The organism is Sphingobium sp. RS1 (assembly GCF_056156825.1).
Genome location: NZ_JBLZXE010000002.1, coordinates 1,174,386 through 1,188,470, shown reverse-complemented (window position 1 = coordinate 1,188,470; position 14,085 = coordinate 1,174,386). Strand labels below are relative to the sequence as shown.

16 protein-coding genes and 1 tRNA gene are annotated in these 14,085 nt (G+C 64.3%); 7 read left to right on the top strand and 10 right to left on the bottom strand.

The genetic code is table 11. From position 1 onward, the window contains the following. Nucleotides 1-71: 71 nt before the first annotated feature. Nucleotides 72-821 (top strand): head GIN domain-containing protein, encoded by a 750-nt coding sequence (locus ACNHGR_RS07280; RefSeq protein ID WP_475285050.1) that lies wholly within the window; start codon nucleotides 72-74, stop codon nucleotides 819-821. Next, nucleotides 773-1,504, top strand: coding sequence for a GIN domain-containing protein (locus ACNHGR_RS07275; RefSeq protein WP_475285048.1), 732 nt, complete (start codon nucleotides 773-775; stop codon nucleotides 1,502-1,504). The genes ACNHGR_RS07280 and ACNHGR_RS07275 overlap by 49 nt, the downstream gene beginning before the upstream one ends. Before the next feature lie 352 nt (nucleotides 1,505-1,856). Here the strand turns inward: ACNHGR_RS07275 and ACNHGR_RS07270 are convergent, their stop codons facing one another. The 6 genes from ACNHGR_RS07270 to ACNHGR_RS07245 all read right to left on the bottom strand — a co-directional run bounded on the left by ACNHGR_RS07270 (nucleotide 1,857) and on the right by ACNHGR_RS07245 (nucleotide 8,114). Beyond that, nucleotides 1,857-2,369 carry a hypothetical protein gene (locus tag ACNHGR_RS07270; RefSeq protein ID WP_475285046.1) on the bottom strand — a complete coding sequence of 171 codons (513 nt, stop codon included), beginning with the start codon at nucleotides 2,367-2,369 and terminating at the stop codon, nucleotides 1,857-1,859. Between the two features lie 52 nt (nucleotides 2,370-2,421). After that, nucleotides 2,422-3,042: a bifunctional 4-hydroxy-2-oxoglutarate aldolase/2-dehydro-3-deoxy-phosphogluconate aldolase gene (gene eda / locus ACNHGR_RS07265; RefSeq protein ID WP_475285044.1), complete on the bottom strand. Its 621-nt coding sequence runs from the start codon at nucleotides 3,040-3,042 to the stop codon at nucleotides 2,422-2,424. 87 nt (nucleotides 3,043-3,129) lie between these two features. Next, nucleotides 3,130-4,104: a glucokinase gene (glk, locus tag ACNHGR_RS07260; RefSeq protein WP_184265445.1), complete on the bottom strand. Its 975-nt coding sequence runs from the start codon at nucleotides 4,102-4,104 to the stop codon at nucleotides 3,130-3,132. A gap of 118 nt (nucleotides 4,105-4,222) precedes the next feature. After that, nucleotides 4,223-6,049, bottom strand: a complete 1,827-nt coding sequence (gene edd, locus ACNHGR_RS07255; RefSeq protein ID WP_475285042.1) for a phosphogluconate dehydratase — start codon at nucleotides 6,047-6,049, stop codon at nucleotides 4,223-4,225. Further along, a complete protein-coding gene (zwf, locus tag ACNHGR_RS07250) occupies nucleotides 6,042-7,505 on the bottom strand; it encodes a glucose-6-phosphate dehydrogenase (protein WP_475285041.1) in 1,464 nt (487 codons plus the stop codon). Before zwf ends, edd begins: the two co-directional genes overlap by 8 nt. 177 nt (nucleotides 7,506-7,682) lie before the next feature. Next, nucleotides 7,683-8,114 carry a MerC domain-containing protein gene (locus ACNHGR_RS07245; RefSeq protein ID WP_475285040.1) on the bottom strand — a complete coding sequence of 144 codons (432 nt, stop codon included), beginning with the start codon at nucleotides 8,112-8,114 and terminating at the stop codon, nucleotides 7,683-7,685. 156 nt (nucleotides 8,115-8,270) lie between these two features. Between ACNHGR_RS07245 and ACNHGR_RS07240 the strand changes: the two genes are divergently transcribed. Next, nucleotides 8,271-8,355: transfer RNA gene (locus tag ACNHGR_RS07240), tRNA-Leu, on the top strand. A 15-nt stretch (nucleotides 8,356-8,370) separates the two neighbouring features. Beyond that, nucleotides 8,371-8,634, top strand: coding sequence for a hypothetical protein (locus tag ACNHGR_RS07235; RefSeq protein WP_475285038.1), 264 nt, complete (start codon nucleotides 8,371-8,373; stop codon nucleotides 8,632-8,634). Between the two features lie 374 nt (nucleotides 8,635-9,008). On the opposite strand, the gene ACNHGR_RS07230 is transcribed toward ACNHGR_RS07235, so the two are convergent. Continuing rightward, nucleotides 9,009-9,413, bottom strand: coding sequence for a hypothetical protein (locus ACNHGR_RS07230; protein WP_475285036.1), 405 nt, complete (start codon nucleotides 9,411-9,413; stop codon nucleotides 9,009-9,011). 227 nt (nucleotides 9,414-9,640) lie between these two features. Between ACNHGR_RS07230 and ACNHGR_RS07225 the strand changes: the two genes are divergently transcribed. Next, nucleotides 9,641-9,907 carry a hypothetical protein gene (locus ACNHGR_RS07225; protein WP_475285034.1) on the top strand — a complete coding sequence of 89 codons (267 nt, stop codon included), beginning with the start codon at nucleotides 9,641-9,643 and terminating at the stop codon, nucleotides 9,905-9,907. 123 nt (nucleotides 9,908-10,030) lie between these two features. On the opposite strand, the gene ACNHGR_RS07220 is transcribed toward ACNHGR_RS07225, so the two are convergent. Then, entirely contained in the window at nucleotides 10,031-10,984 is a 954-nt protein-coding gene (locus tag ACNHGR_RS07220; protein WP_184265431.1) for an L-threonylcarbamoyladenylate synthase, read from the bottom strand. A gap of 110 nt (nucleotides 10,985-11,094) precedes the next feature. Here ACNHGR_RS07220 and ACNHGR_RS07215 point away from each other — a divergent pair, with 110 nt between their 5' ends. Further along, nucleotides 11,095-11,913: an ATP-binding protein gene (locus ACNHGR_RS07215; protein ID WP_475285032.1), complete on the top strand. Its 819-nt coding sequence runs from the start codon at nucleotides 11,095-11,097 to the stop codon at nucleotides 11,911-11,913. A 115-nt stretch (nucleotides 11,914-12,028) separates the two neighbouring features. Here ACNHGR_RS07215 and ACNHGR_RS07210 read toward each other — a convergent pair whose 3' ends face one another. Further along, entirely contained in the window at nucleotides 12,029-13,354 is a 1,326-nt protein-coding gene (locus ACNHGR_RS07210; RefSeq protein ID WP_475285030.1) for a PQQ-dependent sugar dehydrogenase, read from the bottom strand. A 62-nt stretch (nucleotides 13,355-13,416) separates the two neighbouring features. Then, nucleotides 13,417-13,590, bottom strand: a complete 174-nt coding sequence (locus ACNHGR_RS07205; protein WP_475285028.1) for a hypothetical protein — start codon at nucleotides 13,588-13,590, stop codon at nucleotides 13,417-13,419. Nucleotides 13,591-13,831: 241 nt separating this feature from the next. Here ACNHGR_RS07205 and ACNHGR_RS07200 point away from each other — a divergent pair, with 241 nt between their 5' ends. After that, nucleotides 13,832-14,041: a hypothetical protein gene (locus ACNHGR_RS07200; RefSeq protein WP_184265423.1), complete on the top strand. Its 210-nt coding sequence runs from the start codon at nucleotides 13,832-13,834 to the stop codon at nucleotides 14,039-14,041. Nucleotides 14,042-14,085 lie beyond the last annotated feature (44 nt).

The following is a 14,085-nucleotide window of genomic DNA, read 5'->3' as shown; positions in this document are numbered from 1 at the left end:
GACGAACAAGAGGGTTGGAACCGCCACCCCGCATGTGTATTATCATGGCAATACACAAACAGGAGATTGCGATGTCCCGTCCCCTTCCTCTGCTCGCCCTGATGCTGACGGGCATGGCCCTGTCTACCGCCGCCTGCTCGCGCACCGACGAATCGCCTGCCGCGGACGCGGTCTCTCACAGCGCACAGGACTGGTCGAAACTCGGCCAGTTCGACGCGATCGAGGCGACCGGCCCGGACAATGTCGTCGTCACTATCGGCGAGACGTTCAAGGTCACGGCCGATGGCGATAGCAAGGCGGTCGCCGACCTCGATATTCGTACCAAGGGCAGCAAGCTGGTCATCGGCCGCAAGTCCAAGGGCGACTGGAGCTGGGGCCGCAAGGACGGAGACAAGGGCGCGACCGTCCATGTCACCATGCCCGCAATCAAGTCCGCCGACCTGACCGGTGCGGGCGATTTCGATCTGGACAAGGCGGACGGCGACAGCCTGACGCTAGCCCTGACGGGTGCCGGCGATTTCCGAATCGGCGCGGTCCGCCTCAAGTCGCTGGCCGCCGACATTACCGGCGCAGGATCGATGAAGATTGCCGGCACGGCGGATGAGGCGACATTCTCCATCACGGGCGCAGGCGATATCGATGGCGAAGCGCTGAAGGTCGGCACCGCAAAGGTCGATATATTGGGCGCGGGCGACATCGACTTTGCCTCCGACGGGAAGGTCGCTATCAGCATCATGGGTCCGGGCGACGTGACGGTGAAGGGCAAGGCACAATGCACGACAAGCGGAATGGGACCGGGCGAGGCACGCTGCGCACCCTGATGGCGGCGGGCGCGGCGGGGCTGCTCCTCGCCACGCCGGCCAGCGCAGCGACGCGCGGGTTCACCATCACCAGCTTTGACGCGATCCGCGTGGATGCACCCGTGACCGTGGTCCTGACCACCGGCATCGGCGCATCGGCGCGGGCGGAGGGGGACCAGTCGGCGCTCGACCGGCTGAAGGTCGACGTATCCGGCCGGCTCCTGACCGTGAGCATGGAGCGGACGCGGCCCGGTGAGAAGGGCGGCGGCGCGGCCACGCTGCGCCTGTCGACCGGGATGGTCGAGCGGGTTGTGCTCACCGGCGGCGGGTCGATCGCGATCGATCGCATGAAGGGATTGCTCGGCCAACTGGTGCTTGGCGGCAATGGCGACATCAGCGTGGCGAAGGTCGATCTCGATCGGGTCGATGTGGCGCTGGCCGGCGGCGGCCGGATGACGCTCGCGGGGCGCACGGGCGTCGCCAATGTCCGGGTCAACGGCCCCGGCGCGCTCGCCGCCGAACCGCTGCGCGCACGTCAGGCGAGCGTGAGCAATGAAGGGCCGGGCAGCATCATCCTGACCGCCGACGTCAATGCGAAGGTAGTGACGTCAGGATCAGGGGACGTCAGCGTCGCCGGCAAGGCGGCCTGCATCGTGGACAATCGCGGCACCGGCCGGGTGTCATGCGGCGGCGAGAGTTTCTAGAGCGTTTTCTAAGCAGGTGGAATCACCTGCTGACTCGGAAAACGCGGTAAACCAAAAACTTAGAGCAGCCGATCTGATGCAATCGGATCGGCTGCTCTAGGCGGGCTGACAGGAAATAGGATGGTTAGAGGACTGCCTGCTTATAAAGTCGAGCGCCCATAATAGCGCGACCCGAAGGGCGGCCGCAGGCCAACGCTGGTATTTCAGACAGGCGCACGCTGGATCAACGGATAGCGCAAGATGGCTGGCTGCCCTCTACTGCCGCCTGAGACCCCAGCCTTCGCTGGGGTGACGGCTATGAGGCAAGCAGAAACGGCCGCCACATCTCCATCTGGCCATCTGCGGGCAGTGCCTATGGCTGCGGCAGGCGGGATTTCATCGCGTCGATGCGGTCATTCTGCTGATCGACCAGCGCGAGCGCGGCGCTGCGGGCGGCGTCGACATCTTCCAGGCCACCAGCGGCCTTGCCATCGGCGACGGCGTTGCTGCGCTGGACATAGAGGGTGTCGAGGCTGGCCAGCGCCGATACGCTGTCGTTCCGGGCGGATTCGAGCGCGCTGATCGTTACCTGCGCCGCGATCCAGGCGTCGCTCGACACGGCGGCGCCCGATGCTGCGCGGACCGCCTTGTCGGCCCTGGCATAGGCAGCGTCGAACGCGGCAGCGCCCTTGTCCGCCTGACCCACATATTTGGTGATTTCCGCTGATAGTGCCGCATCGGCCGGGACCGGGGCGGATGGCGGGCTGATCTTCGCGACGGGCGCGCTTTCCACCGGGCGCTTGGCGAGCGAAGGATAGCTTTGCGGCGCGCCGGCGCAGCCGGACAGGAACAGGGCCAGGGCGGCAAGGAGGCGGCGCGGATTCATAGACGTCATCTAGGCTGAGGAGAGGCGGGGCGCAATGGCCCCGCACCCAACCTTAGCGCGGCAGCGCTGCCGCTTCGCGGGCCAGCGCCTCGATTGTGTCGGGATCGACCGGCCCCTTTGGTACGACCCAGCTGCCGCCGACGCATTTGATGAAGGGCTGGGCCAGCCATTCGGGTGCGCTTTGCGGCGTGATGCCGCCGGTCGGGCAGAAGCGGGCGGTGTGCAGTGGCGCGGCGAGCGCCTTCAGGGCCGGCAGGCCGCCCGAGGTTTCGGCGGGAAAGAATTTGAAGTGGCTCAGCCCCATGTCCATGCCGCGCATGATATCGCCCGCCGTAGCCGTGCCGGGCAGGAAGGGGATGTTGGCCGCGATCGCCGCCTTGCCCAGCGGTTCGGTGAGGCCGGGGCTGACGATGAAGCGCGCGCCCGCTTCCATAGCGGCATCCAGTTGCGCAGGGTTCAGCACCGTGCCGGCGCCAACGACCGCGCCTTCGACCTTGGCCATTTCGCGAATCACGTCCAGCGCGGCGGGGGTGCGCAGCGTCACTTCCAGCGCGGGCAGGCCGCCCTTCACCAGCGCCTGCGCGATCGGCAGCGCATCCTCGACCCGGTCCACCACCAGCACCGGGATCACCGGGGCCAGTTCCATCACCTGTTCTACGGTCAGGTTGCTCATTATCACTTCTCCCTCCAAGCGTTTTCGAAGCAGATGCTCGCATCTGCTGGCTTGCGAAAACGCGAAAACCAAAAACTCAGGGAAAGATCATCTTTCCCTGAAAGCTGCGGCGGCGCCGAACAGCCCGATTTCATCATGGATGGCGCAGCGGATCGGCACGGTCGCCATCAGGCTTTCGAACCGGCCCTTCGCCTTGAAGCGGGTGTGGAACCCGCTCTGTTGCAGAAAATCCTTCATCCGCTGGGTCAGGCCACCGGCCAGCACCACGGCATGCGGGCCATGCGCCAGCGCCAGATCACCCGCGACGGAGCCATAGCAGAGGCAGAAGCGCTCCAGCGCACGGCGGGCGAACTCGTCGCTGCCGTCCAGCGCCGCCTGCCACAATTCCGGGTCTTCCATCAGCACCACGCGATCATGACCGATTGTGCCCAGCGCCTTGTAGATATAATTGAGGCCCGGACCCGACACGATCCGCTCGGTCGATACGCGCAGGAACTTGTCGCGCAGGTAGGAGAGGATTTTCTCTTCGATATGGTCGAGCGGCGCGAAGTCCAGATGGCCGCCCTCGGTCGCGATGACATGGGGATGACCTTGGTCATAAGCGATCATCGCGACGCCCAGGCCCGTGCCGGGGCCAAGGATGGTGACGCCACCATCGGTGGGGAAAGGACGGTCCTCGCCGAACAGCAAAGGCAGATTCTCGGCCGGCAGGCGCGACACGGCATGGGCCACCGCCTCGAAATCATTGACGAGGCGGACGGTGTCGACCCCTATATCCTCGGCCAGCGTATCGGCGCGGATCACCCAATTGCTGTTGGTCAGCTTGATGACGTCACGCCCGATCGCGGTGGCGAAGGCGATGGAGGCGGCGCGGGGCAGGTCGCCCGCGCCATCCTTCTTCTCGTCCTCGGCAAAGGCAGCCCAGCAGGCTTGCAGGCTGGGATAGTCGGCGACCTTGTACTTGCGTACGGTGCCAAGCGTCGGCACGCCCCGCTCGTCCAGCGAGGCGCGGGCAAAGCGGGCGTTGGTTCCGCCAATGTCGGCGGCGATGATGTCGGTCATCAGGGCATCCAATTCTCTTGCCCGTCATCCCAGCGAAGGCTGGGATCTCATTTTTCTTCTCATCAACGCAGGATAAAGAAGAGAGATGCCAGCCTTCGCTGGCATGACGGAAGGAAGTTTACAGTTCGCTTTCCATTGCCGCCAGGATCGGCGACGCGCCCTGTTCGGCCAGGTCGCTATGATGGCGGAACAAAGCGAACAGTTCGCGGCCGGTGTCGTATGGCGGGGGCGGGGCAGCGGGGATGTCGCGTGCGTCCCATGTCGCCGCATCGACCAGCGCGGTCACGTCGCCGGTCTGCGCGCAGACCCGCACCATGTCGCCATCGCGCAGCTTGCCGATCGCGCCGCCGCCGAGCGCCTCGGGCGACAGGTGGATGGCGGCGGGCACCTTGCCGGACGCGCCGGACATGCGGCCGTCGGTCAGCAGCGCGACCTTGAACCCGCGATCCTGCAACACACCCAGCGCCGGGGTCAGCTTGTGCAGTTCGGGCATGCCATTGGCGCGCGGCCCTTGGAAGCGGACCACGACCACGACGTCGCGCTCCAGCTTGCCTTCCTTGAAGGCGAGCAGCACATCGTCCTGATCGTGGAAGACGGCGGCGGGTGCCTCGATCGTCCAGCGTTCCCTGTCGACCGCGCTCACCTTCATGACGCAGCGGCCGAGGTTGCCCTGAAGCAGCTTCATGCCGCCATCGGCCTGGAAGGGATTGGCGGCCGGGCGCAGCATATTTTCGTCGCGCGATGCGGGCACATCGTTCCACACCAGCCCGTCGTCGCCCAGCGCCGGTTCCTTGCCATAGTCGGTCAGGTCGTCCGACGCGACGGTCATGATGTCGCGGTGGAGGAGGCCGGCGTCGAGCAGTTCACGGATGACGACCGCCATGCCGCCCGCCGCGTGGAAATGGTTCACGTCGCCCGATCCATTGGGATAGACGCGCGCCAGCAGCGGCACGACGTCGGAAATCTCGGCAAAGTCGGTCCAGTCGACATGGATGCCCGCCGCCCGTGCGATCGCCGGCACATGGATCGCATGGTTGGTCGAACCACCTGTCGCCATCAGGCCGATGATCGCGTTGACGATCGCCTTTTCATCGATGCAATGGCCCAGCGGACGGTAATCATCGCCGTCCCAGCCGATCTGCGCGATGCGATGCGTCGCCGCGCGGGTCAGTTCGGTGCGCAGCTTCGTACCCGGATTGACGAAGGCGGCACCCGGCATGTGCAGGCCCATCATCTCCATCATCATCTGGTTGCTATTGGCCGTGCCATAGAAGGTGCAGGTGCCCGCGCCATGATAGGAAGCGCTTTCGGATTCCAGCAGTTCGTCCTTGCCGACTTTCCCTTCGGCATAAAGCTGGCGGATGCGCACCTTTTCCTTGTTGGCGAGGCCCGATGGCATCGGCCCAGCCGGGATCAATATGGTCGGCAGATGACCGAAACGCAGCGCGCCGATCAGCAGGCCCGGCACGATCTTGTCGCAAATGCCCAGCAGCATGGAGCCTTCGAACATGGCGTGGCTCAAGGACACGGCGGTCGAGAGCGCAATGGTGTCACGGCTGAACAGGGAAAGGTCCATGCCGGCCTGCCCCTGCGTCACGCCATCGCACATGGCCGGCACGCCGCCCGCCACCTGCGCCGTGGCGCCGACTTCGCGGGCCGCGATCTTGATGATTTCGGGATAGCGGCCATAGGGCTGATGCGCCGACAGCATGTCATTATAGGACGTCACAATACCGATGTTCATCGCCGCGCCGGTACGGATGACAGCCTTGTCTTCACCGCTCGCGGCAAAGCCATGGGCGAGGTTGCCGCAGGACAGCTGCGCGCGATTGGTGCCGGCGTCGCGGCCCCGTTCGATCAGGTCGAGATATTTCAGGCGCGACGCGGCGCTCCGTTTCACGATGCGGTCGGTGACCTTTGCGATCACCGGATTCAAATCAGTCATGCCAGCTGGCTCCGTCACGTTCGATAAGGGCAATGGCCGAAGACGGACCCCAGTTCCCCGAAGAATAGGCGGCGGGCTTCACATTGGCCTCTTTCCACCCGTCGATGATCGAATCGATCCATGTCCATTGCGCCTCCACCTCGTCGCGGCGGACGAAGAGGGTCTGGTCGCCGGCCAGCAGGTCCAGGATCAATCGTTCGTAAGCGATGCGGCGGCGCTGTCCGGCAAAAGCGGCAGTCAGGGAGACGTCCAGCGTCACCTCGTCCAGCTTCACCTGCCGTTCCAGCCCCGGCCTTTTGCTCATGATGGCCAGCCGGATATATTCCTCCGGCTGCAATCGGATGACGAGCGTGTTCGGCTCCAGCCCCGTTCCGTGCCCGTCGCGGCCGAAGATGCTGTGGCGCACCGGCTTGAACTGGATCACGATTTCGGACTGGCGCGCGGGCATCCGCTTGCCGGTGCGCAGGTAGAAGGGCACGCCCTGCCAGCGCCAATTGTCGATATAGGCCTTGAGCGCCACGAAGGTTTCCGTGTCGGACGGCTTGCCCAGTTCGTCGGCATAGCCGGTGACGATCTGGCCGCGGACGGCGCCCGGCGTATATTGGCCGCGCACGCTATGGGTCTTGACCGTCTCGTCGGTCATCGGGCGCAGCGACCGCAGCACCTTCACCTTCTCGTCACGCACGGCGGTCGGGTCCATGCGGGCGGGCGGCTCCATGGCGATGATCGACAGGATTTGCAGAATATGATTCTGCACCATGTCGCGCAGCGCGCCGACCCCGTCATAATAGGAAACGCGGCCTTCCAGCCCCACCGTCTCGCCCACGGTGATCTGCACATGGTCGATCGCCGTGGTGTTCCACAGCGGCTCAAACATCACATTGCCGAAGCGCAGCGCCAGCAGATTCTGGACCGTTTCCTTGCCCAGATAATGATCGACACGGAAAATCTGGTCCTCGACAAAGAGGTGGCCGATGCCGTCATTGACCACCTTGGAGGAGGCGAGATCCTTGCCGATCGGCTTTTCCATCGCGATCCGGGTATGCGGCGTGATGAGGCCAGCGTCAGCGAGTCCCTGCGCAGTCGGGGCGAAGAGCGAGGGCGGGGTGGACAGATAGACCGACAGGCCACGCTCCAGCCTGCCGTCGATCCGCTGGGCGAGCGCCGCAAACTGGTCCGCATTGCCGGCATCGACCGGCTGATAGCCGATCATCGCGCCGAAGCGGGCGGCGATGTCCGCATCATAGCGGTCGGCGGCCAGGAATTGCTGCAACGCCTCGTCCACTTCCTTGCGGAAGGCGGCATCGTCCATTTCGGACCGGCCGGACGCGACGATCATGAAGTCGTCGGGCAGCAACCCATCCGACAGCAGATTGTAGAGCGAGGGAAAGATCATCCGGCGCGCCAGGTCACCGGTGGCACCAAATAGCAGGAACGTAGCAGACGGCTCGGTCAAAGGATGGTCCTTCTCCGTTTTTGAAATTGTCTATGTCTGCACGAGGCGCCCTTATAGCGCTCGCGGATCGTTACGCAAGAAGGCTATCGTGGAAGCCTGCTGGCGGCAACATCATGACAGGACGGCCTTGGCAACGACCGGACATTTCGCGAATCGAATCAGGGATGAAGGACGTTGTCAGCGCAGCCCGCGCCGCCAGTTGAGAATGTGGGCGCCCGCCAGCAGCAGGCTGCCGGCGACGGTCCAGAGCGTCTCGGCCAGCACGCCATGGGCGACCAGCGCGCCGATGCTCATCAAGGTCAAGCCGGTCACGCCCGCCAGAATCGGTGCCCGACCGCCATGGCGGCGTTGGCCCTGTGCCAGTGCGAACAGGCTGGTCGGCACCGCCAGCCCCAGCATGATGAGGTGAAAGGATTCGCCCGGATCGATGCGGCTGGCGAAGGCCGGGAGCAGCGCGAACAATAGCGGCAGGCCCAGACAATGCAGGGTGCAGAGCGAGGAGGCGCAAAGCGCAAAGCCATCCAGCCAGGCGGAGGGGCCGTTCGCCGGCTCGCTGGCCTTGAGGGGTGGGCAGGGGGAGGCGCTTTGCCGCTCGTCGCAGGAAGCCATGACATTCCAATCAAATGATATAACATTACATAATTCAGGCGGCATGTGGGCGCGACGCCCCATGCTGTCAAGCGATGGGCGGAGGCTTTTATGCCGTCTGCCGATTTTCGGCTGGACGCCCGCGTCGGATTTTGTCATTTGCGCCCAACCAGCCGTGCGGGTGTGGTGAAACTGGTAGACGCGCCGGACTCAAAATCCGGTTCCGCAAGGAGTGTCGGTTCGATTCCGACCACCCGCACCACTGGCATCTCCGGACATGGCTGACGCGTCGTTGCGCCCCGGTGTCGCACCCAAGGTGTCGCACACTGCCTGCGGCCATGCTATGCCGACTCCCATGAAGGTCCGCCACGTCCTGCCGCCCTTGCTGTTCGGCCTGTTTGTCCTGATCGTCATCAGCGTGGGCGACGCGATCTTCTGGAGTGTGCCTCACGCCATCGAAAAACTCCCGCCGCGCCTGCTGACGGTCGCCGTGCTGACCGGGCTGTGGCTGGTGCATCTGTACAAGCGGACTGTGCGATAAGGCAGGTGAGTGGGGGTTCGACGCCGTCGATGGCGATCGGAACTGCGCCAGTCGAAGGGCCCGGCGTGACGAATGACTATACGGCGATCAACGACCAGAAGTTGCCGTAAAAGACGTTAGCTGTGCTTCCGGTTAACGGACGCTCGATCACGGTTTGCGCGTTCCGCTGACGGCCCTGTCTTCATATCTTCCCAGTGGCGTCGGAAGCTGCGAATGGCTCCGACAAAGCCGATAGCCATACTAACCAAGATAATGAGAAGATACGGCAGTGGGAGCCAATCGGTCATATCCTCAGCCTATACCGTGATCCTTCTGGCATCAATCGACCGTTTTTTGCCCATAGAGGCTATCTGCGGCGTTCTTGATAGCCGCGCCTAACGCAAGCCGAAATAAAGAGCACTTAAGCCTCCCAATATGACGACCACGACCATACAGCCTAACCTGAACTTGGCGGTTACATCGCGCTGACGCCTCGTCCACACATCTTCGGTAAAAGCAACCAGCGTAGGGAGATCAGCGTCCATTGGAACCAACTCACCAGCCTGCTGTAGTGAGCGCCGAAGAAGCGCACGCAGGCCATCAGGGTCGGCTGGCTGTTCGGTAGTGCGAATTACGACGCTTTCGCCATCTGTTTCGATCGAAAAAAGTTCACCCGTTGGGCCAAAGACGCGCGTGTAGACTCCGCTCGCAACATCAAGTGGTTCAAGATGCTGCTCAGCCATCTCGATGGAAGGAAAAACAAGGAGCGGCTCGCCGGCCTCGATAAAAAGGGTCGTCATGTCGGTAAACTGCCAACTAAGCTAAAAGTCAGCAACGGACGATTGCTGTCGGGTGGCTCTCTCTGCCGAACATCATCTATCGCCGATCATCTCCCAAAACCGGCCAGTCCCCAACCCACCCAATTCCTCCTCTCCCCCACGGCTCATCGCCTTTCCCGACGTCCTTAGCCTGCGGTTAATCTGCGCCATGCCATAGCGGCCGGGTACAGGAACAAGTCGGGGGACTGATGATGAAGACACGGATGGTAATGGCTGCGCCGCTCCTGCTGCTGGCATTGCCCGGCTGCGTGCGCACGGTGGCCAGCGTGGTGACGGCGCCGGTACGCGCCGGGTCGCAGGTGGTGGACTGGACGACGACCAGCCAGGATGAAGCCGACCGCAATTACGGCCGCAAGATGCGTAAGCAGGAAGCCCGTGACGGCAAGGCCGCCAAGAAGGCCGAAAAGGAACGGCGCAAGCAGTGCCGTGACGCCGGCTACGACAATTGCGGGTGAATTAGCCCAGCCCTTCAGGACAACCACCGTTCGTCCTGAGCCTGTCGAAGGACTGTTCTTTGTCACGAGATTGCAAAGAAGAACCGGTCTTCGAAAGGCTCAGCCCGAACGGGAAATGCGTTCCTAAGCCGCCGCCCGCCGCAACCGATCGTTGATGGCCGCGCCGATACCTTCGTTTGGGATCGGCGCCACCGCGATTCGGCCGGCGGCGCTGGCGTCGGCGATATGCAGCGCGGCGAACAGTTGAGCCGCCGCCTCGCGCAAATCGGCCTCCTGGCTCAGGTTGATGTGGCAGGGCATCAGGCCGAACCCGATCAGATATTCGTCCTTTTCCGCCCGCAACGCGTTCAGCCGCACCGGCTTGGACGGGGCGTAATGGCTTTCCAACTGGCCGGGTGCCTCGATCTTCGTGTCGCTGCCGATCACCACCGGCAGGCCGGACGCCTCCTCCAGCATCGCCGCCGTCACCGGGCCGGGGCGCAGCAGGCGGATGCGGTCGGCTTCCGGTGCGGCGATGGTGGATTCCAGCCCCTCGCTGGTCGGTCCTTCGTCCAGGATCATGCGGATCTTGCCGTCTAGGCTGGCCAGCACATGTTCCGCCCTGGTCGGGCTGATCGATCCGCTGCGATTGGCGGACGGGGCGGCGAGGGGGCAGCCGCTTTCGCGGATCAGCGCGCGCATCGCCGGATGGGCGGGCAGGCGCAGCGCCACCGTCGGCAGGCCGGCAGTCACCAGTGGCGACAGGCCGCTTGTCGCGCGCACCGGCAGCACCAGCGTCAGCGGCCCCGGCCAGAAACGGTCGGCGAGCAGCGCGGCGGAGGGCGAGACGTCGGCCAGCCGCTCCGCCATCGCCCGGTCGGCGACATGGACGATCAGCGGATTGAAGCTGGGCCGCCCCTTGGCGCTGTAGATGGCGGCGACGGCGTTGGTGTCGGTGGCGTCGGCGGCCAGGCCATAGACCGTCTCGGTCGGCACGGCCACCGGTTCCCCCGCCCGGATCAGCAGCGCGGCCTCCCGCAGGGCCTCGCTGCCATAACGGACGGACTTGGTGGAAAAGATTGGATGAGCGATGGTCACAACCCCCGCGATATAGGCCCCGTTTCAGGCGATTAAAAGGCCATTGCGTCAGGGCCGTGACAGAAGCGCATATGCTTGCGAGCGCGCGAATCCGCAGCTAAGCCGCCGCCATGAACGACGCACTCTTGACCCGCATCGCCGAGGCGCTGGAGCGACTGGCGCCGCCGCCGGCCATCTCCGCTGATCTGACCGCGCATCCCGCCTTTGTGTGGGATGGCAGCGCGATCCGGGCGGTGGAGGCGTTTGCGCCGGTCGATTATGACCTGCTGACGGGCATCGACGCGCAAAAGGGCCAGTTGCTCGACAATAGCCGCCGACATGCCGCCGGCCATGCCGCGCATGATGCGCTGCTCTGGGGCGCGCGCGGCACCGGCAAGTCGGCCGTGGTCGCCTCGGTCGTCGGCCAGTTGCAGCGGGAAGGGCAGGACATCGCCCTGCTGCAATGCGCGATCGACGAACTGGCCAGCCTGCCGACGCTTTTCTCGCTGCTGCGTGGCACGGATCGGCCGTTCATCCTGTTCCTGGACGATCTGGGTTTCGATGAAGGCGGCGTCGGCGACGCTCGCACGCTGCGGTCGCTGTTGCAGGGCGGCACGGCTGCGCGTCCGGCCAATGTGCGCCTTTATGTGACGTCCAACCGCCGTCACATCGTCCCGCGCCACCTGTCGGAGCAGGATGATCCCATCAACCCGCGCGACGTGGTGGATGATCGCATGGCGCTGTCCGACCGCTTCGGCCTCAGCCTCGGTTTCCACGCGCTCGATCAGGACGCCTATGTCGCGATCGTCGCGGGCTATGCCGGCAAGCTGGGCGTCGGCTTCGATCCGCTGGAGGCGATCCAGTGGGCCACCCAGCGCGGCAGCCGCTCAGGCCGCGTCGCCTGGCAATATGTGGTCGAACTGGCTGGCCGTCATGGGCTGACGGTTTAAATTCCGACATCCGTTCGTTTCGAGCGTGTCGAGAAACGTTAGCGCAACGCTTCCCGTTTCTCGACCCTTCGACAGGCTCAGGACAGGCTTCGCTTGAAACGAACGGTGATGCGATTTACCGCGCCTTCGTCACCCGCCACACCACGCCGCCGACATCGTCGCTGACCAGCAGCGCGCCCTTGGCGTCGGCGGTGACATCGACCGGGCGGCCATGCGCGGCGCCATCCTTGTCCAGGAATCCGGTCAGCACGTCCACCGGCTTGGCCTTGCCCGCCTCGCCATCGGCAAAGCCGACATAGACGACCTTGTAGCCCGCCGCCGGCTTGCGGTTCCAGCTGCCGTGCAGGCCGACGATCGCACCGTCCGTATAGGGCGCGCCCAGTTGCAGCTTGTCGACAAAGGTCAGGCCCAGCGGCGCGACATGATTGCCCAGCGCATAATCGGGCCGCTTGGTATATTCGCGGATTTCCGGGCGCTGCGGCTGGACGCGCCGATCTTCATAACCGCCCCAGTAATTCCACGGCCAGCCGTAGAAGGCGCCGAATTCCACCCGCGTCAGATAGTCGGGGACAAGGTCGCCGCCCAGCATGTCGCGCTCGTTGACGACCGTCCACAATTCGCCGCTCTTCGGCTCGAACGCGAGGCCGACCGGATTGCGCAGGCCTGACGCGAAGATGCGCTTGTAGCCGGTCTTGGGGTTCACCTCGAACACCAGCGCACGGTTCTTTTCCACCTCCAGCCCATTGTCGCCGATATTGCTGTTGGAGCCGACGCCGACATAGAGCAGCCCTTCGGGGCTGGCGACCAGGCTCTTGGTCCAGTGCTGGTTGGGCGCCTGCGCCGGCAGGTCGATGATCTTGCGGCCCTTGTCCGTGATCTTCGTGTCGCCGTCCTTGTAGGGGAAGGCCATCAGCGCGTCGGTATTGGCGACGTAGAGCGTGTCCCCGATCAGCGCCATGCCATAAGGCGAATTGAGGCCGGTCAGGAACGCCGTCTTCGTCTCCGCCTTGCCGTCGCCATCGGCGTCCCGCAACAGGGTGATGCGGTTGGCGGACGGCACGCCGGCCCCCGCCTTGTTCATCAGGAAGTTCATCACCTTGTTGACGATGCCGCCCTGCGGCCGGGGCGGGCTGTTGGTTTCGGCCACCAGTATGTCGCCATTGGGCAGGCGCAGCATCGATCGCGGATGGGCCAGCCCTTCAGCATAGCGCGCCACGCTCAGCCCCTTGGCCGCCACCGGCGCTTCATTCGCCGTCCAAGGCTTCACTTCGGCGATGTTGACCGTCGGCAGCATCTCGTTCTTCGGGGTGGTGAAGACCGGTTCCTTGCCGGTGTCCGCGCCCGGTGCCAGTTGGGCCGTATTGCCCTGTGCCAGATAGAGGAAGGTGCCGCCGCCGATCAGCAGCAGGATCGCGGGGATGGCGATGATATGTTTTTTCATGACGTCACATCTATGCGGACGCAGGATCGGGAGCAAGGGGCTGGCGAGGCGGCGTGCGCCCCTTATTTTCCCCGTTCGCGCAGCCAGAGCAGCAGGGCGACCAGTACGCCCGCACCGGCCCCCGCCAACAGGCCGATGCTCGGCTGCCCCATCAGCCCGCCGCCGATCGTCCCACCCAGAATCAGGAAGGCGATGATCGCGCCGGCGCCGGTCGGTTCTTGTCTGCCCTTGCTCATTCCTGCCCCTTGCCATGATGCGCGCGGCTAGGCCAGATGCTTTGGTCGAATGGCGCAGGGATATGCCTCCTGCCCCGTGCCGGGACCGTCTGTCCCGTTTCGGGAATGCTGTCCCGCCATGGGACTTCACTAACGGTGCATTGACTCTTCAAACCCGCTTGTGGCGCCAAAGCGTTGAAATGGCACGGCGATTGAAAAGCCTGTCCCTATAATAAAGTCGCCAGGAATATCGGGGGTTGCAATGCAGGTTCCATATCTTTCGGATCGAAAGAGCTATGATGACGCCGCTGAACTGATGGCGATGTTCGGCGACAATGCCGGCTATGAAGCTGCGGCGCGCGCCGATCGCAGCCTCGATCAGGGCAATCACATCCATTTCTGCCACTGGCGCCAGATCGAGCGGCTGATCGTGCTGCTGACCTACGATCAGCCGATGGGCACGATCCACTAAAATAATCCGATTTCGGATCACATTCATTCGTCATTGCGAGCGCA